Origin of the sequence: Paenibacillus sp. VCA1, from assembly GCF_031583795.1 — a bacterium.
In the GTDB taxonomy this organism is placed as follows: domain Bacteria; phylum Bacillota; class Bacilli; order Paenibacillales; family Paenibacillaceae; genus Paenibacillus_AQ; species Paenibacillus_AQ albilobatus.
Genome location: NZ_JAVLSX010000015.1, coordinates 1 through 18,527 on the forward strand (window position 1 = coordinate 1; position 18,527 = coordinate 18,527).

16 protein-coding genes are annotated in these 18,527 nt (G+C 50.4%); 14 read left to right on the plus strand and 2 right to left on the minus strand.

What is annotated here, in order from left to right; all coding sequences use genetic code 11:
* Window positions 1-312 precede the first annotated feature (312 nt).
* The 9 genes from RJP21_RS26315 to RJP21_RS26355 all read left to right on the plus strand — a co-directional run bounded on the left by RJP21_RS26315 (window position 313) and on the right by RJP21_RS26355 (window position 9,254).
* Window positions 313-1,011, plus strand: coding sequence for a C40 family peptidase (locus tag RJP21_RS26315; protein ID WP_310861915.1), 699 nt, complete (start codon window positions 313-315; stop codon window positions 1,009-1,011).
* A gap of 249 nt (window positions 1,012-1,260) precedes the next feature.
* Window positions 1,261-1,938 (plus strand): response regulator transcription factor, encoded by a 678-nt coding sequence (locus RJP21_RS26320; RefSeq protein WP_310861916.1) that lies wholly within the window; start codon window positions 1,261-1,263, stop codon window positions 1,936-1,938.
* A complete protein-coding gene (locus RJP21_RS26325) occupies window positions 1,935-3,344 on the plus strand; it encodes a HAMP domain-containing sensor histidine kinase (RefSeq protein ID WP_310861917.1) in 1,410 nt (469 codons plus the stop codon). The genes RJP21_RS26320 and RJP21_RS26325 overlap by 4 nt, the downstream gene beginning before the upstream one ends.
* A 108-nt stretch (window positions 3,345-3,452) precedes the next feature.
* Window positions 3,453-4,079: an undecaprenyl-diphosphatase gene (locus RJP21_RS26330; RefSeq protein WP_310861918.1), complete on the plus strand. Its 627-nt coding sequence runs from the start codon at window positions 3,453-3,455 to the stop codon at window positions 4,077-4,079.
* A gap of 25 nt (window positions 4,080-4,104) precedes the next feature.
* The gene (locus RJP21_RS26335; protein ID WP_310861919.1) at window positions 4,105-4,923 is read left to right on the plus strand and encodes a helix-turn-helix transcriptional regulator; all 819 of its coding nucleotides are present in this window, start codon (window positions 4,105-4,107) and stop codon (window positions 4,921-4,923) included.
* A gap of 105 nt (window positions 4,924-5,028) precedes the next feature.
* Window positions 5,029-6,246 (plus strand): multidrug efflux MFS transporter, encoded by a 1,218-nt coding sequence (locus tag RJP21_RS26340; RefSeq protein WP_310861920.1) that lies wholly within the window; start codon window positions 5,029-5,031, stop codon window positions 6,244-6,246.
* A gap of 15 nt (window positions 6,247-6,261) precedes the next feature.
* The gene (locus RJP21_RS26345; RefSeq protein WP_310861921.1) at window positions 6,262-6,858 is read left to right on the plus strand and encodes a hydrolase; all 597 of its coding nucleotides are present in this window, start codon (window positions 6,262-6,264) and stop codon (window positions 6,856-6,858) included.
* A gap of 232 nt (window positions 6,859-7,090) precedes the next feature.
* Window positions 7,091-7,864: a class I SAM-dependent methyltransferase gene (locus RJP21_RS26350; protein WP_310861922.1), complete on the plus strand. Its 774-nt coding sequence runs from the start codon at window positions 7,091-7,093 to the stop codon at window positions 7,862-7,864.
* Between the two features lie 280 nt (window positions 7,865-8,144).
* Complete coding sequence (locus RJP21_RS26355) at window positions 8,145-9,254, plus strand: MGDG synthase family glycosyltransferase (RefSeq protein WP_310861923.1); 1,110 nt, start codon at window positions 8,145-8,147, stop codon at window positions 9,252-9,254.
* A gap of 105 nt (window positions 9,255-9,359) precedes the next feature.
* Here the strand turns inward: RJP21_RS26355 and RJP21_RS26360 are convergent, their stop codons facing one another.
* Complete coding sequence (locus tag RJP21_RS26360) at window positions 9,360-11,108, minus strand: PQQ-dependent sugar dehydrogenase (protein ID WP_310861924.1); 1,749 nt, start codon at window positions 11,106-11,108, stop codon at window positions 9,360-9,362.
* Window positions 11,109-11,362: 254 nt separating this feature from the next.
* On the opposite strand from RJP21_RS26360, the gene RJP21_RS26365 reads away from it, so the two are divergent.
* Window positions 11,363-13,009, plus strand: coding sequence for an alkaline phosphatase (locus RJP21_RS26365; protein WP_310861925.1), 1,647 nt, complete (start codon window positions 11,363-11,365; stop codon window positions 13,007-13,009).
* Window positions 13,010-13,162: 153 nt separating this feature from the next.
* On the opposite strand, the gene RJP21_RS26370 is transcribed toward RJP21_RS26365, so the two are convergent.
* Complete coding sequence (locus RJP21_RS26370) at window positions 13,163-13,831, minus strand: DUF2306 domain-containing protein (protein ID WP_310861926.1); 669 nt, start codon at window positions 13,829-13,831, stop codon at window positions 13,163-13,165.
* Window positions 13,832-14,042: 211 nt separating this feature from the next.
* On the opposite strand from RJP21_RS26370, the gene RJP21_RS26375 reads away from it, so the two are divergent.
* From RJP21_RS26375 to RJP21_RS26390, 4 genes are all read left to right on the plus strand, one after another.
* Entirely contained in the window at window positions 14,043-14,729 is a 687-nt protein-coding gene (locus RJP21_RS26375) for a response regulator transcription factor (RefSeq protein WP_310861927.1), read from the plus strand.
* 1 nt (window position 14,730) lies between these two features.
* A complete protein-coding gene (locus RJP21_RS26380; protein ID WP_310861928.1) occupies window positions 14,731-16,059 on the plus strand; it encodes a sensor histidine kinase in 1,329 nt (442 codons plus the stop codon).
* 314 nt (window positions 16,060-16,373) lie between these two features.
* Window positions 16,374-17,246 carry a helix-turn-helix domain-containing protein gene (locus RJP21_RS26385; RefSeq protein ID WP_310861929.1) on the plus strand — a complete coding sequence of 291 codons (873 nt, stop codon included), beginning with the start codon at window positions 16,374-16,376 and terminating at the stop codon, window positions 17,244-17,246.
* 175 nt (window positions 17,247-17,421) lie between these two features.
* Window positions 17,422-18,486 carry a hypothetical protein gene (locus tag RJP21_RS26390; RefSeq protein WP_310861930.1) on the plus strand — a complete coding sequence of 355 codons (1,065 nt, stop codon included), beginning with the start codon at window positions 17,422-17,424 and terminating at the stop codon, window positions 18,484-18,486.
* Window positions 18,487-18,527: the final 41 nt, after the last annotated feature.

Genomic DNA, 18,527 nt, shown 5'->3' on the forward strand with positions numbered 1-18,527 from the left:
AAAAGAAAAGCACACACGCACACGTGCTATGTGTTTGCCCTTCCCATCCCATAAAGGGATGTTCTGGCAAAGCCGTCTTTCATCCCACGATTAAAACCGTGGGCTTTCAGTCGGCAATTACTGTAATAAAAGTGCGTCGGATTTATATCAATTGGTAAATATACACAAGTTACAATTTTTTAATTTTCCTCATGGAATTTTAATTTTCGTCGTTTATAACTGGTTGTGTAAGGAATGCGCGTCATTGATCTCGTTTTCGGCCGCATGGCTCCGAGGACGCCGCAAACCTAATTTGCAACCAGGGAGGACGTTATGAACAACAACACGAATAACATCAAAAAAAGCCGAATCGTCAAAACTTTAACCGGGATCGGCCTGGGCCTCTCCATTGCATTTTCCGGAAGCGTGCTGCTTCCATCGCAGCCGGCGCATGCCGCCGCCGCACCATCCAGCAGTTCGATTGCAGATCGCGTCATCGCAACAGGCAAACAATTTTTGGGCGTTCCTTATCATTTCGGCGCTCCATCGGGGCGGACGGATGAGTTCGATTGTTCTTCGTTCACTCAATATGTTTTCAAACAAAACGGTATCGATCTTCCGCGGTCATCGAGACAACAGTCCACCGTGGGAACACCGGTTTCCAAAAATCAACTGCAGCCGGGGGATTTGGTATTTACAGATACGAACCATGACGGCGTTATTAATCACGTAAGCATATATATCGGGAACGGACAATTGCTGCATACCTATCGCGTCGGCATCGGCGTTACGATATCCGATTTTGCCGGAAGCGCTTGGGATCGCTCCTTTGTAACCGCGCGCCGCGTCATTCCCGACAATGGACAAGCTCGCGCGGCTTCGCCGTCGTGGGATACGCAGTCCGTTGATCCACAGTCCGCAGATCCACAGTCCGGGGATGCCCAACCGGCGCATAAACGGCCACAAACGAAGCAGGTCTCCCATGTGAAGAAGCATGAGCGTACTTCCAGTCGCTGGGGTTCCGAAAGATAGGGATCGGCGAATCGGTAAACGTTAAAAACCAAAGCAGAGCCTCATAAAGAGGCTCTGCTTTTTTTCTGCTGAATTTCGCCCGGTGCTCGAGAACGATTTTTCATTTTGACTATACTTCATCCGATTGCGTAAACTAATTTCATTACCCAGCATTTGCATCCTGCGTGAGGGGCGAACCGGATTTCTCATCGATTTCTCATGAATTAGTTCTAGTATAAGACAGAGCCGTAGCCGTTTGAGGAGGAAAAGATGAAACGGATCCTGATTATCGACGATGAAAAGAGTTTGGTTAGGTTTATTCAGCTGGAGCTTGAGCATGAGCATTATTTCGTAAAGGCGGCCTACGACGGAAACAGCGGTTTGCAGGCGGCTTTGTCCGAAGACTGGGATTTGATTTTGCTGGATATTATGCTCCCGAAAATCAACGGGGTTGAAGTATGCCGGAAACTCCGCGAACTCAAAAGCACGCCCGTCATCATGTTGACCGCGAGAGACGGGCTGGAGGACCGGGTATCGGGACTCGACAGCGGGGCGGATGATTATATTGCCAAACCGTTCGACATCGAAGAGCTGCTTGCCCGCATGCGCGCGATTTTCCGCAGAATGGATCTCAAGCAGGGCCAGGATCATACGATTCTGACGTTTAAGGATATGACGGTCGACCTGGATGCTAGAATCGCGACCCGAAAAGGGAAGGTCATCGAGTTGACTAAACGCGAATTCGACCTTTTGGCCGTCTTCATGAAACACCCGAATCTGGTGCAAACCCGGGATATGCTGCTGGATATGGTATGGGGATTTGATTCGCAGGTTGAAACGAACGTGGTTGATGTCTATGTGAGATATTTGCGCAATAAAATCGATACGCCGGGCGAGGAAAGCTTCATTCAAACCATTCGCGGCATGGGATACGTGATGAGATCATGAAGACAATAACCTGCTATTTAAGACGCCTGCCGGTGATATGGAAGCTGATGATCGGAGCAACGCTGCTCATGTTCCTGTTGTTCGCCACGTACAACTTTGCCCAGTACCTGGTGCTAAAACAATGGATGATGCATCAGGAGCGGGATACCCTTCATACGATGATGTCCCAGGTCCAGGTGTTTTTGAAGGATAAAACCGATTCGGCCGAATCGTTGAAGCTTCCCGAGACCCAATCGTATATGAGGGATATCCTCGGCAAAGACCAAATGATGCGGATGATCGACGAGAAGGGGAAGGAGCTGCTTCTTGCCGCCAAAAATTTTGATCCGGCTTGGATTGCGCCGGTCCAAGCGAGAAGCGATTTTTTGGAGGACGCATGGCACGGTGAAGATCATATCCTAATATACAGAAGTCCATTCGCCTTGGGAACGGAACGCGGAACGATAGAAATCGCCACCAATCTCGAGACGTTCGACCACTTTAACGATACGTTGTTATGGGTTATGGTGATTGGAGGTTTTTTGGCGGTGTGCATCAGCGCGCTAAGCGGTTGGGCGATTGCGAATCAGTTCCTCCGTCCGGTAAAGGCGCTGGCCGGCGCCATTCAAAACGTTAAACAAAAGGGACTTCAAGAGCGAGTGACGAACATAAAAAACGGGGATGAGATATCGGAACTGGCCCGGCTGTTCAACGAGCTGATGGATCAGCTGGAAACATCCTTCCGGCAGCAAAAACAATTCGTGGACGATGCGTCGCATGAATTGCGGACCCCCATCACGATTTTGGAGGGCCATTTGAACCTGCTCCATCGTTGGGGCAAAAACGACCCTGCCGTGCTGGACGAGTCGCTGACCGCCTCGCTGCAGGAGGTCCGCCGCCTGAAGGGACTTGTGCAAGGGCTGCTCGCTTTGACGCGTGCAGAATCTTCGCAGTCAAGCGATCATGTCGAATTCATCCGAATCGCCCCCTTTTTGGCCCAAATCAAAATCCGGGCGGAAACGTTATACCCGGAATTCACCTTCAAATTGTCGTTGGAGCAGCAGGACAGCGTGGTAAAAATGAACCCGCTCCATTTGGAACAAATCGTGTTCATTGTGATCGAAAACGCGGTCAAATATTCAGGCGAAAACAAGCTGGTTCACATCGCGTACCGGACGATCCATCACGAAGTGCAAATCTCCGTGCAGGATCACGGCATCGGCATTCCCGAAGCAGAGCTCCCCAACGTATTTAACCGGTTCTACCGCGTCGACAAAGCCCGCAATCGTGAAATCGAAGGGACGGGACTTGGCCTGTCCATCGCCAAAAATCTCATTCAGCGTTATCAAGGGCAAATTTCGATGACCAGCGTCGAAAATGAAGGCACGCGGGTTATCCTTACGCTTCCGGCCGTGTCGCAGACATAAAAAAGCGATGGTTTCAAAGCATTTTCTCATAAATTTCTCATTTTGATGCTGTAAGGTGAATCTACCGGGCCTGAACAGGCCGACAGAACCTTCAGAAGGAGAATGAATATGAGTATAAGTGATATCGACTATCGGCTGTTCCAAGCCATCAATGAAGGGGCAAAATCCGCTTCCTTTTTGAATCCGGTCATGCGTTTTTTGGCGGAGGATGCTTTTTATTTGTTTTTTGCCGGATTATTGGTGTATTGGTTTCTAAGAAATGAAAATAACCGAAAAATGGTTGTGACCTCCGTGATATCGGTTTGTTGCGGTCTCGCCGTCAGTTGGCTGCTTGGCCATTTGTTTTACCGGGATCGTCCTTTTGTATCACATACAGTCATTCAACTGATTCAGCACCCGGCAAACGCCTCGTTTCCCAGCGACCATGCCATCGGCGCTTTCGCGATTGCCGCTTCTTTTGCTTTATACCGGAAGAAGGAAGGCATTGCATGGTTAGTTTTGGCCGCTTTGATTGCATTTTCCCGCGTGTGGACAGGCGTGCACTATCCGACCGACATTCTTGGCGGTGCCTTGATCGGGGTTGCCGTATCGGGCGTCGTTTACATGCTTGTGAATCGGTCCGGGCTGGTGTCCAAATGGGTAGCTGCAAGTTTGAGATTTTATGAAACGTACGAAATGAAAATATGGCCGGGACGTTCCGAAAAAGAAACCCGAATGTCTTCGCATAGGGAGTGAGCGTCCTGCGAAAAGTAGAGGTTTTATGAACATCAACCAGTTGTTTTTCCACATTCATTATTGCAACATACGAAAATGGGAGCATCCTCGCCATATCGCGAGAACCCTGACGCATCATACGCTCCTGTTGGTTACGGAAGGCAGCGGGAGCATCACGATCGGAGATAAAAATCATGCCCTCCAATCCGGGATGTTATATTATGTCGGTCCGGGAACGTTTCACTCGCTGGAGCCGCATTCATCGCAGCCGGCGGGGGTCCTGACCGTTCATTTCAGTTGTTCCCGCGTAATCCTGAACGACGGACGATGGGAGATTGCGGAAGAGGAGCCTGCCCTTCATCTGGCGCCTGCCCAGTCTTTGAAGGATGCCTACGCTGCCCAGGATATGTTCCATAAACTCGTGGAATGCTGGAACGCCAAGCTTCCCGGCTATGAGTTCATGAGCAAAATCCTGCTCCAACAGCTGCTCGTCGCCATCGTCCAACTTCTGAAAAAACAGCGCCAACCGGACGCCGCCTCTTTGAAAGTGGACAAAATAATCCAGCATATGCACGACAAGATCGACGGGAAAATCACGCTCGGCGAGATGTCCGAACTCGTTCGGCTGTCTCCCGCTTATTTGTCGCGCACTTTTAAAGAAACGACCGGATATTCGTTGATTGAATTTTTTAATAAGCTGAAAATCGATAAAGCGAAGGAGCTTCTCGTAGAAGGGGAACGCAAAGTCAAGGAGGTTGCACGCGAGCTGGGATACGCGGACGAGTTTTATTTCAGCCGGATGTTCAAAAAAATCGAAGGCGTCAGCCCTTCTGAATTTTACAGCAAAAATGTCCATGATATTTAAGATCGTGCATGGCATAAGGCCTTTTTTCGAGCTAAGATGAGTTTGTTATTGTTCATGTTGAATGCATAACGACTCGGGCATTGGCAGAAGGGAGGTCTTTTTGGCATGCCGATTTGGAAGCGGAATTTGATCGTGTGCTGGTTCGGCATGTTTGTCACCGGCGTGGGGATGAGCCAGATCGCACCGATCCTGCCCTTGTTTATCAAAGAGCTTGGCGCCGACCATGCGGAATCGGTAGCACAACTCTCCGGCATCGCCTTTGGCGTAACCTTTATCATCTCGGCCATTTTTTCGCCCATCTGGGGAAAAGCCGCGGACAAATACGGGCGCAAACCGATGCTTTTGCGGGCGAGTCTGGGAATGGCGCTTGTCGTAGGATGCATGGGGTTTGCGCACAATGTTTATGTATTGATCGGGCTTCGGCTGCTGCAGGGCGTGATTACCGGTTACAGCACGGCTTGCACGACGCTTATCGCCACCCAGACGGATCAGGAGCATTCGGGTTTTGCCCTTGGCACGCTGTCCACGGCCAACATTGCCGGATCGCTGCTGGGTCCAACGGTGGGAGGTTTCATCGGCGAAAGCTTGGGGCTGCGGTACTCGTTTTTTTTGACCGGCGCACTGCTTTTCATCGCATTTCTCGCGACCGTTTTTTTCGTGAAGGAAAACTTCGTCCGCGGGCATCAAAAAACGCCGAACTTCAAGGAAGTTTGGAACGCCGTACCGGAAAAGGAATTGACCGTTACCCTATTTGTCACGTTTTTTGTGCTTTCGGTTGCCCTGTATTCGGTCGAACCGATCATCACCGTGTATATTACGCAGATTTCCGGCCATGCAGGACATGTCGCCTTGCTGGCGGGAATCACGTTTTCGGCGTCCGGATTGGCGAATATTGTGGCCGCGCCGAAACTTGGGAAGTTGTCCGACAAGATCGGGGCGCATAAGGTCATCTTCGCGGCCTTGATCGCCGCAGGCATCGTTTTTATCCCCCAAGCTTTTGTAAGGAACGCATGGCAGCTGATGGGCTTGCGCTTTTTGTTCGGGCTGGCGGCGGCAGGATTGATCCCGTCCGTCAACATCCTGATCAAAAAGATCACGCCGGGTGCCCTGACAGGCAGAATGTTCGGGTTTAACATGTCCGCAGGGTATTTGGGCGTGTTTGGCGGTGCCGTATTGGGCGGTCAGGTCGCAGCCTGGTTCGGTATCAGGGACGTATTTTTCATAACGAGTGTATTGCTGCTGCTGAACGGTATCTGGGTGTATTTCAGGGTGTACCGGAATCCGATACTGCAAGGAGCAGGTTTAAGTCAAAAAAACGAATGAAACGGAGCGATTCTAATGGAACAACATCAACCAACCGATACACAATCATTAAAGGCGGAAAAAACGGCGCTGGTGGTCATCGACCTGCAGCAGGGCATCGCAAGCGGCGCGATGACTAGCGCTCCGTATTCGAGCGCCGAGGTCATTCGGAATGCCGGCAAATTGGCGGATGCTTTTACGGAAAAGGGCGCCTTTGTCGTATTTGTCAAAGTATCTTGGTTCGATGGAAAAGATGCGCTGAAGCCGGACACGGACATGCAGACTTCTCCAAGACAGCTGCCCGAAAATTGGGACCGCCTGGTTCCCGAATTGGCGGGATTCAAGACCGCCCATGTCATTACCAAACGTCAGTGGGGCGCGTTTTTCGGCACGGATCTTGATTTGCAGCTGCGCCGCCGCGGCATCGATACGATCGTCTTGTGCGGCATTTCAACGTCCATCGGCGTGGACACGACCGCACGGGAAGCTTTTCAACATGGGTACAACCAAGTGTTCGCCGAAGATGCGATGGCCGCTTCCACGAAGGAAGAACATGATTATGTGTGCAAAACGATTTTCCCCCGGATCGGCAAGGTCCGCTCAAGCGAAGATATCGTGCGGATGCTGAAATAGGATTTCCTTAAAATAACCGTAAGTTTAGAAATTCAAATGTGCAAAGAAAATAATGCAAAAAGCCCGCGCGAAACGCGGACTTTTTGCGTCATCCTATATTGCGCGACCCGGTTACCATGAAAACCAACGTTGCATCTACATAAAACGTGACCTGAGCAGTAAAATGATTAAAAAGGAATTTTGGGGTTATCGGAAGAAGATGAATTGTAAAATATAAAGGGGGGAAATTGTGTTGCGTGAATCAGTCATACAATTTTATGATGATCTTGCGGAAAATTACCATCTCATTTTTCAGGATTGGAATAAAACGATTTTAAGGCAGGCCGAAATTTTAAGCAAACTTATCCGTTCAAAATTGGCGGAACCGCGCAAGGATGTGTTGCTTTTGGATTGTTCTTGCGGCATCGGTACGCAGGCCATCGGACTTGCAATGGAGGGATTCAAAGTAACGGCTACCGACATCAGTCCGGTTTCCGTAGAACGAGCCAAAAAAGAGGCGGAATCCCGTGGTGTGGCGATACATTTTGGCGTTGCCGATTTTCGTTCATTGGAACGGGAAATTTCAGGCGTTTTTGACGTCGTACTTTCTGCGGACAATGCAATCCCGCATCTTTTAACGGATGAGGATCTGGATTTAGCCGCCCGCAACCTTTACTCCAAACTTAACGATGATGGCGTCCTTCTCATCACGATCAGGGATTACGATGAGCTCGTCAAAGAAAAACAGAGAGCTACGCCTCCACACGTTTTCGATGGGGGGAAGCGGATCGTTTTTCAAGTTTGGGATTGGGCGGACGATGCCGCCACCTATGCGACAAATCATTTTGTCGTACAGGAGATCGACGGGGAATGGGTCACGAAGCATTCCGTAACGAGATACAGGGCCTTATTGCGTGATGAGTTGGACCGACTTTTACGTGCGGTTGGATTCGTTGAGATCGAGTGGCATATGCCGGAAGAGTCGGGCTTTTACCAGCCCGTTGTAACGGCACGAAAAAAACGCTGATGTTCACGTAAAAAGAGATTCGATTTGCCCTGTACAAAATGTAAGCCCGCCCTGACGGCGGGTTGTTGCTTCCTGTTGTCCATTTTTCATACGGCGAGCCCGGGCTGATTCATGAGAAAACAATACGGGTGATTATTTTTAATGCAATTTTCATATAAGGATTTTATACTGGATGCAAGTCGAGAACATCGGAATAGACCAACAAGCTTCAGGAGGGATCTTTGTGAACATCCGCCATCCTCGAATTCTGATTTTGACAGCAGGCTATGGAGAAGGTCATTTGCAAGTATCCCGAGCCCTGAAACAAGGTTTCCTGTCCAAACAGATTTACGATTTGCACATTGTCGATCTCATGAAAGAAGCCCATCCGATTTTAAACTCGGTTTCTTCCAGGCTATATCGCATGAGCGCGTATTCGTCCCAATTGGGTTTGGATTATTACGGATGGAGTTATTACATGACGCGGGATACCAGCCCGGCGGGTTCTTTGCACCGGTATTTGAACGTCATCGGAAAAAGGAAAATGCTGGAGATGACTGAAAGCGTCCGGCCGGACGCCATTATCAATACATTTCCGTTCGGCGCGGTCACCGAAACAGGAAGAAGATTTTCCATTCCAACCTCCACGGTCATCACGGATTATGCCTTGCATTCCCGATGGGTCCATCAGGAGACCGATAAATACTATGTCGCTACCGAAACGCTCAAAAACGAACTCATCCGAACTTACGGCGTGGCACAGGATCGCATTCGCGTGACCGGTATACCTGTCCGTACCGCTTTTTACCATACGGCGAACGCCGCGGAGGCGTCCGTTTCCGTCGAAACCGGTCCTGGCCGTCATCGAGTCCTGATCATGGCGGGATGTTTTGCCGTATTTCATCATGTCGTGGAGCTTGTGCAGCAGCTGCTGCGCAAGGAGGACTGCGACATCGTTCTCGTCTGTGGACGGCATGCGAGGATGGTTGCGAAGCTGCGGTCGCTCTTTTCGAACAGTCCGGCAGTAAACGTCCTGGGATACGTTGAACGGCTGCATGAGCTCATGGCGTCGTCAGCGTGCATCGTCACCAAGGCGGGTGGAGTTACGTTATCCGAAGCTCTCGTTTTGAAGCTTCCCGTTTTTATATTTAAGCCGTATGGCGGGCAGGAACGCGAAAATGCGCGGTTTTTCAAACGAAGCGGTTTAGGCGATATCGCTTACGACACCCGGGAGTTAGGAGAAAAGATAGTCCGCTTTTTGCGTGACCCTGCCGCCTCGGATGGGATCAGAAACAACATGATTATCCTACACAAAGGGGAGGCTGCCGGACAAATCGTCGAAGATACGTTGTTAACGATTGAGGGACAGCGCGATCTTCGCCGATCTCCGCATTTCACCGCGAGAAAATGATGACTCCAATAACAACAACAATGCCGGCAAGCAGTAACAAATAAAGAGTCCGCTGATATGCAGCGGGCTCTTTTGCCATGGATGAAAGGGAAGATTTGCAGGCGGTTATTTTGTTTTTACAATTCTCCATAAGCTGCCCGTTTTGGGTTTCGGATGTCTCCCGGTTTGCAAGGTGCCCATAATTCCGAAATCAACAAGGTAAAGCTCATCCCCCGCAGCGTTAAATTTGACGTCAATCGGCCGTACCGGGCCTTTCGTTGCGAAGTCCCCTCGGGGATTCGTGAAGAAATCCGAGATTTGCCCCGTATCCAAATCCACCCTTACAACTTTAAAACCGGGAAGCTCCCCCGTTTTTTCAAATCCCGTTTCGCCAAATTGGGCGATGAATATTTCTCCTGGACGGCCAAAATCCGCATGGGTACAAAAATCAAATTTCATCGAAGCGCTGTGTGAATGGAGTCTGACGAGCGGTTGAGAAGAAAGAGGGGGGTGTTCCTTCAACAGAAAAGTTGGCTTTGCTTGTTCATCGGCATGAAAATGGGCAAGGGTCGCAGGCAGGCCGCTGAAAAAGTCAGGAAAACCGTACCAGCCATGCGGAGCGATCTCCCACACTTTATCCCAGTCCAACCGGATTTGCCGGCTGCCCCGCGGATCCGCGCCGTGATCTATGGCAATCAATCTTCCGTTAAAAGGAGAGAATTTTAATCCGAACGTATTCCGAAAACCGTCTGCGACAATACGCAAATTGCTGCCATCCGGATTGCAGCAATAGATAACCCCGTTGGATAGCAATTGGCCCCGGATCATTTCACCTGGGTAACTGGGTTCACCAAAAGGTTTATAAGCCCCCGTAACCGCCGCGCCCTGTTGTTCCGGCAACGGATTCCGGGAGACGAAGTTGGTTCCGGCTAACTCAATATCTCTGGCCGGCGTATCATGAAACCCGGGATGATGTTTCATTATCAGCATGTCGTCGGGACCTACAACGGCAGAATTCGTAGCGGTTCCAACCGAGAAATATAACTTTCCGTCCGGTCCGAAGATCACATCTCCGGTAAAATGGTCGCCGCATGTTTTTAGTCCGGTAACGATCGTTTCCTTTGCGCCGTCTAATGATAGTCGGATAATCTGACCGCATCCAGCCGCATGCTCTTCTCCAATATCTCCCGCCGCTACATAGAGATACCCTTCATGCCAGGCAATCCCCGTCACGGGTCCGCCAAAACCGCCTGCAATTTCCGTAAAAGAACCGTCCGGCTCCATTCGAACGACGCGTCCTTTTCCAGGTTGGGTTCCGTATGCGAAACCTGCCTCCGCTACATAAATTGTGCCTTGCGAATCAAATGTCATGACCGTGGGAAAAGTTAAACCGGATGCCACGCGCTCTAATCGATACCCCTTTTCAATGAAGTAATCCGGTTTTTCTGTATGTTGTTCTTCCTTCGGAGGGTTGGAAAGGGCGAGTTTCAAACCAACAAGCGTATTCACCTGGGAGAGCTGGCTGTGGATAAGGTCATGGATCCCAAAGCTCTGCGAGGAAGCGGGCAGGAAATAATCGGCATAACTCATATATTCTTGCAACAACTGATATTCCCGGTCATACAGTTCTTTCACGCACTCCTGAAACGGCTTATATTTCACGTAGATGGTTGCCGAAGAAGCGGATTTCGCGTTGGAAATCGCGATTGTCTTCAATAATGCTTGTTGTTTTTCCTGCTCATTCAGCAGTTTATCAAAAACCGGTTGCAATGCCGGGATGGGATTGTTCTTCTGCAAGTATTGGTACAGGCAATAATGAACCCATTCCCACCGAAATTGTTGTTCCACCATCCCTTGAGGAATGTACTCGTTCATTCGTGAACCCCCTTTACGCCACGCTGATCGGCACGGCTGCCAGAAGTGATTTTCAATAAAAGAAAAGTAATATATATTCCATCAAGGATTTCATTAGAACAAAAAACGATTTACCGCTGCATGCCGACGTTATTCCCGATTTAACAATTCCATTGCATTCTATTGATTTTCGTAAAATATTTCTATGAGATGATTGTGGGCGGAAAGGAAATCTCGATCAGATGTGCAGTCAGAAACGTAAGGGGAGAGAACAGATGAAAACAACAAAACCTTGGATCAGCGGCATGTTCGCGGCGGTCATGTTGACCGGAACCTTGGCAGGCAGCCCAATTACCCATGCCGAATCGGATGGGGGACAAAATACGGTCAAAAACGTCATCATGGTCATTCCGGACGGAATGGGCAACAGCATCACAGGTTTGACTCGCTGGTATCAAAACGGAAAACCGCTGGAAGTGGATTCGTACGTGAACGGGCTCGTCCGAACTTACGCCTCCAATTCGATCACAACCGACTCCGGCGCCGCGGCAACGGCTTATGCGACCGGACACAAAGCGGTTACCGAGTCTTTAAGCATTCTTCCGCATGAGGTGACGATGCCGGGTGTTCCGGCAACGAAAGCGGAGGATAAAAACAAACCGGTTCCTACCCTTTTGGAGGCGGCCAGACTTGCGGGAAAATCAACGGGGCTTGTCTTTACCTGCACGCTGGATGATGCCACGCCGGACGCTTTTGTCAGCCATGTGGTCAGCCGGAACGAATCGGAGAACATTACTAAACAAATGGTATACAGCGGAGTCGACGTAGTGTTTGGCGGCGGATCGGCGCTCCTGAAACCGGAAGGGAAAGACGGAGGCGCGCGAAAGGACGGCGTTGACCTGACGAAAGCGCTCCAAGCTCAAGGTTATGATTATGTGACAAGCAAAACCGGAATGGATCAATCCAAAGCGAAGAAAATTTGGGGATTGTTCCAGCCTTGGAACCTGGAGGCCGATTTCGACCGCGATCCTACACAGCAGCCAAGCTTGGCGGAAATGACCTCCAAATCATTGTCGATCCTGTCTTCGAATCCGAACGGATTTTTTCTGATGGTGGAAGCAAGCGACATCGATACCTTTGGCCATGAAAATGATCCGGTCGGGATGGTAAGCGAAACCCTCGCTTATGATAAAGCTATGAAAGTCGCCATCGATTTTGCCAAAAAAGACGGTCACACGGCTGTCATTTCCATGGCCGATCACAATACGGGCGGGCTTTACCTGACAAATTACGATTCGGCCAAGCAGTTCAATGCGGTGATGCAAAAAGCAAAACATACGAATCATGCGATTCGGGAGAAAATCAAAAAAGACGGATCAAACCTCAAACAGGTGTTGGAGCAAGAGTATGGCCTTACAGGATTGACCTCCCGGGAACTCGCCGAGATCAAAAAAGCCTTGAAACAGGAAGACGGCGACTTCTCCGGCGTGATCGGGCGCATGCTCGGGGAAAAAGCGGGAATCTCTTTTGCAAATGAAGACCATACGTCGGAAGAAGTCGTTCTGTACGCTTATCATCCGAACGGTTTTAAACCAACCGATTTTGCCAAGAGCGGCGTGCTTCAAAATACGGATATCAATAAATACGTTCAATTCATCATGGGATTTCATCTGGATGAGCTGGGCAAAAGCTTGTATGCCTCCGGCCACGACATTCGGGCGCTTGGGGCGACCGTGGCATTCGATAACTCCAATAAAGCGTTCCCGGTTGCAGTCGTGAAGAAAGGCGGAAAGCAGATCCGGCTTGCAGTCGACAAAAATTACGCGGTCGTAAACGGCCAGAAGAAAACGCTCAAGATCCCGACGCTGTTGATCGACAATCGTTTGTGGACGGACCGCGCCGTATTGGATTTGCTGAAATAATATGAATATAGTGTAATTTCGTATAAAAAAGCTTAACCTCCTGTTGTGTGCAACGGGAGGTTTTTTTATGAAATCATCCAAAACGGCAAAAGCGTGCGCGAAGCTTATTCGGCCGCCCAATCGCGGGATTAACCAAACAGCCATGTACCGAATCTATGAAAGATGAGGCCGGTCGTGTATCATTGGTTTGGAACCCGCGGCTGGACCGAGCATTCTGATGATAAAAAAGGGGATCAGCAGCAGCAGCACGATGGTGCCGTACAAGCTGATGGTGTAGCTGTCGACATATGCGATGCCGAATCCCTTATAAAACAGGAACGTCATAAGATGGATCGACATGTTCGTAAAACAAAAGGCGTAACTGCGGATCATCCAGTTTCTATGCGGGGTGATCCGTTTCTTTTTGATCTGGACCAGCGCCGTGGCGGTGATAAGCAGCCAAATGATGTTTAACACATTAAACCCCATGCTCGTTATTTTTCCTCCGGTGGCGTATGGCGCCATGTATCCCGAAGTGACCACGACGCCCAGCACGGACGCTAAGTAAACATAGCCGTTCAAGCGATGGAATTTGCGGCTTTTTTCAAAGATCCGGTTGGAAAAATTGACGAGCCCTGCCGCCATGGCGATGCAGGCAAACGCAACGTGGACGTACATCACGTTTAACCAGGCGGGAAGATGCAGCTCGCGTTTCAGGCCGGTTTTATGGCTTAAAAACGCCTCGGCGCGCGGATCGATAATATAATTGTTAACCAGCGCGTAAGCGATAAATAGAATGCTGACGCAAACCAATAGGACATATAGTTTGTTCCGTTTTTTCATGTTATCCAAAACCCCCATAGCTTCATGTGTTAACGATTGTGAGATGGAAACCCGCAAGCGCTCTGCTTTACATACTGAATCTTAACAAACGAATATCTCAAATATAGGCGCTAAAAAGTCACAAAACAATAAACAATCGATCACAACCTGTTTTAAGGCACCGGTTTCGGCGGAAAAAATGCTAAACTAGAACAGCAAAGGTGGGATATTGATGAGTGCAGTCCATACGATACTGGTTGTGGATGATGACCCTAGCATCGTCGAGCTGTTGAGGGATTTTTTGGAGAACGAGCGGTTTCGCGTCATAACCGCTTGCGATACCGCTCAGGCATGGGCCATGTTTAAGGAAAAACCGGTTCATTGCATGGTTTTGGATATTATGATGCCGGGAGAAAACGGATTCGAGTTCTGCCGCCGGATCCGGGCGGAAAGCGACGTTCCGATCCTTTTCTTGAGCGCCCGCAGCGATGATGTGGACAAGATTCGGGGGCTGACGCTCGGCGGCGACGATTATATCGTGAAAACCGCTTCGCCCGGAGAGATCGTCGCAAGAGTGAAAGCCGTCCTGCGGCGATCCGCTTCCCGGCAACCGATGGAGGAAAGGGTGCTGGATTTTGGCCGCATCCGCATCAATCTGTCCGCCAGAGAAGTGTCCGTGGATGGAAACGCCGTCGTGCTTACGCCGAGGGAATACGAGCTGCTGCGATTATTCGCCGAGCACCCGAGACATGTGTTTTCATATGAACAATTGCTTGAGAAATTTTGGGACGGGGTAGGCGACCGGCATACGATTCGGGTCCATCTCAGCCGTCTCCGCGAAAAAATCGAATCTGATCCGAACCATCCGCAATATTTGGTCAATGTATGGGGAGTAGGGTACCGCTTTGAGGGAGGTTAACATGAGGACGCTTCGCATACGTACGTTTACCTTGCTTTGCTTCGTTCTCCTGCTTTTACTGCCGTGGATTTTTTATGTCGCGGGACACTTTATGGAGACAAAAACGCTCCGCTTCTCCGAAAGCAGAGCGCAAAATGAGGTTTTGCAGCGGCAATTGTCCGGGATTTTGCACCAGATCGAAACGGGCGCGGACCAATGGAAGGACCCGAATTGGCAGCAACGGCTGAATGGCCGGCTTGAGCAAGCGAAGATTCATGTGGTGATTGCTTCCGCGGCGGATCAGGAAATCTACCGTTCGAGCCCGAAGCGCCCCGCTTTGTCGTCAACGGAACGGTATACGCTCCTCGAGAACGGTCGGGTGATCGGAAAAGTCGTCCTTTACCTGCCGAAATCCAGCGCGATGCCCATGATGGCGGCGTTTGCCGGACTTCTGTTGGCGGTTTTTATCATCGGGGTCGAAATGCGCAGATTCCTGCTCAAGCCGCTTGAGACCATGAGCCATTCGGCGCGGCAAATTGCCGAGGGGGATTGGGATGTAAAGCTGCCGGCCTCCAAGATTACGGAAATCGCGGAAGTCCGCGATGGGTTTGACGTGATGGTAAAGGGGCTACGGACATCGTACCGGAAACAGGCCGAGCTGGAAGAAGAACGCCGTTTCGTCATCGCGGCCGTCGCGCATGATTTACGGACGCCGCTGTTTGCTTTGCGAGGGTATTTGGACGGGTTGGAGCAAGGGATTGCGCGATCCCCGGAGAAAATTTCGAAATACGTGGCGGTGTGCAAGGAAAAATCGGCCCAGTTGGACCGGCTGGTCGAGGATCTGTTCACGTTTACAAAAATGGAGTATGTGGAGACGAAACTGCATCATCGGCCGATCGATTTTAGCCACATCCTACAAAGGTCGGCCGACAGTCTGAGCCCGCAAGCGCAGCAAAAACAGATCGCGATTTCGATTGAAGCCGCGGACGGATGTATCATAAGCGGCGACGAGCATTTGCTGGAGCGCGCCATGAACAATCTGCTCGATAATGCGGTAAGGCATACGCCGGCCCAAGGAAAAATAACGGTCGAATGTTATAAGGAAGGCCGCAGCATCAAGTTTGCCATCCGCGACACCGGAACGGGATTCACCCCAGAGGAGCTGGAGCGGGTATTTGATCCTCTATTCCGCGGCGAAACATCGAGAAACCGATCAACGGGAGGAAGCGGGTTAGGGCTCACCATTTCGCGAACGATCATCAGAAGGCATGGAGGGGAGCTTGCCGCAAGCAATCATCCGGAAGGCGGAGCGCTGCTGGCGGGCTTTGTCCCTGCAGCCGATCCGGAATGATAAAATGACTGGCTTCATTGTTTACGATAATTGTGCAGTCCATATGGATCAACCATCCGTGCCGTATCGATGAACGCCTTGTAAAAAGTGGCCCGTTATAGGACGAGCGTACGCATATTGAACTGCATCCATACCGGTTTTTGGATGCAGTTTTTTATTTTACATATGTTTGCTGGCCCTGTCCCGGATTTGCGACACGAAAAAAGCGGCTTCTTTAGAAGGGGCCCTCGTTATAATTCGGCCGGGAGGAAAGTATAATCAAAACCAAAATGCCAATATCGGATTCGCAAAAGAATCGGTTGTGGAGGTGCATAGTGAAAATTCACAACGCCATTCGGTGGCAGGATAACATGTACTTATTCCAATTTCGGAGCGTATATACGGAACCCGTCGAGTATTTTCACGCCCATGAGGGATTGGAGATCCTGTACGTTCATGAAGGGGAGGGGACCTACGCCATCAACAATGAAATTTTCCCCCTGAAGCCGACGACGTTCATTCTCGTCAAACCGTTTCAAATGCACCGGATCAAAGTGCAGGTTCCTCCCGTTTATGTCCGGACTCTATTGAAGATTAGAGGCACCGTCATGGACCGGTTTTCCAGCATGCTGCCGCAGCTTGCATCCGCCTTTGCGCCATTTTTGGAGCATAAGCGGCCGTGTCAGGTTTATTATTTACCGCCTGCCGTTGCCTCCTGTTTGGAAGAACAATTCATGCAGTTAAAGGAGACGCTGGCGATCGTTTCGCCCCATCTCAGAGCCGATGCCGTCACCTTGTTTTCGTTTCATCTCCTGCAATATTTCGTCAGCCGGATTTATTCGCCTCCCCGAAGTGTTTTGCCGCAATCCTTGGCAGCCAATGATTCTACCGAGCTGCTCGGCAGGATCGTACAATGGATCGACAGCCGCTGCGGCCTTCCCTTTACGTTGAATGACATGGCAGCCGATTTGCATTTCTCCCCGAATCATTTGTCCAAGACGTTCAAGGAACGGATGGGGCTTAGCATCACGACCTATGCAAACGAAAAAAGGCTGGAGGAAGCCCGGATTCTGCTAGTCAACACGTCGCTTGCGATCGAAGAAATCAGCAGGAGAACCGGCTTCAAGTACCCGTCGTATTTTATTGCTTTGTTCAAAGCCAAGTATGGCGCAACCCCTCGCCGGTATCGCATGCGAATGGAAAAATGATATTTTTGCATCGCTTTTTGGCATGCCGTCTCGTTTATAATTAAAGCGCTTTAATATAGGCGAGGATTTCGGATGTAAGGGGTAGGTGAGTTTTTATCATCGAAACGAAAACACGGCCAGATCCTCGCTTGTCCGAAAGCGAAGCAGTCCACTTTTTCGGGGAGGTTTGAAATTCATGGTTAAAAAAACGTTCAAACTTGGCATGATTTCCCTATTTTGCTTGGCTCTTGTTATGGTTTTCTATCCCGGCGGCATGGCGCATGCGGCTACCAAATCGGTTCCGGCCGGGGATGTCGCGACTTTGCGGAGTTACTTATCCAGCGCGAGCCCCGGCGATATCATCGAAGTTTCGGGCGTTTACAACGTCTCGAACGGAACCATTGCGACAGCTATCGGCGGGACGGCGGGCAAATACATTACGATCCGCGGCACCGGCAGCGGCGCGATCTTCAATTTTACGGCTTCGGCCGGCAATGCGGCGTTTCATATCAAACACAATTATTACAAGCTGGAAAACGTGACGATCAACGCCAACTCCCAATCCAACAAAGGACTGCTGATCGAAGCTTCGCATGGATACGTGACGAACGTGACCGTTAAAAATACGAAGGGGGAAGGGTTCAAAATCCGCAAAAACAGCCAATATTGGCTCATTTCGGACAGTACGGCGCAAGGGACGGGGACGGGCGGCAAATTCGGCGAAGGCTTTTATGTCGGAGATGCCGATCAAAACTGGACGACAAGCCCGAATCCCGATGAAAGCGGGTATATCACCTTCTTGAACTGCAACGCCATCCGGACGGTCAACGACGGCTTCGACTTCAAGGAAGGCACGCATCACATCAAAGTGGTCGGCGCGAACATCGATTTTCAGAACACAGTGCCTGAATCGTCGGTAGGAAACAACGGCATCTACATGCGCGCCAATCACGTGCAGATCATCAACACGACGGTCAAAAACAACGCGTCCACGGGTCAGGCTTTTCGGGCGAATAAAATGACGGCTTCGGACGGGGTCTCGTACGGCAGCGACCTGGAACTGAAAGGCGTGAACGTGTCCCAAATGTCGGGCGCCATGATTCATACGGGTTATACCTCCAACAAGCTTTACTCCGACTATACGATGTCCGGCGTTGCCGGCGGGCTGTACGCTTCGGGTTCCAAAACCGCGTCTTCGGCCGATCCCTCCGCGTTTGTCGAGATGACATGGACCGGCGAAGGCGGAGATCCGGTGTTGTGAAGCTATAGTTATGCCAAAGCCCCGGGCAAGGATGCCCGGGG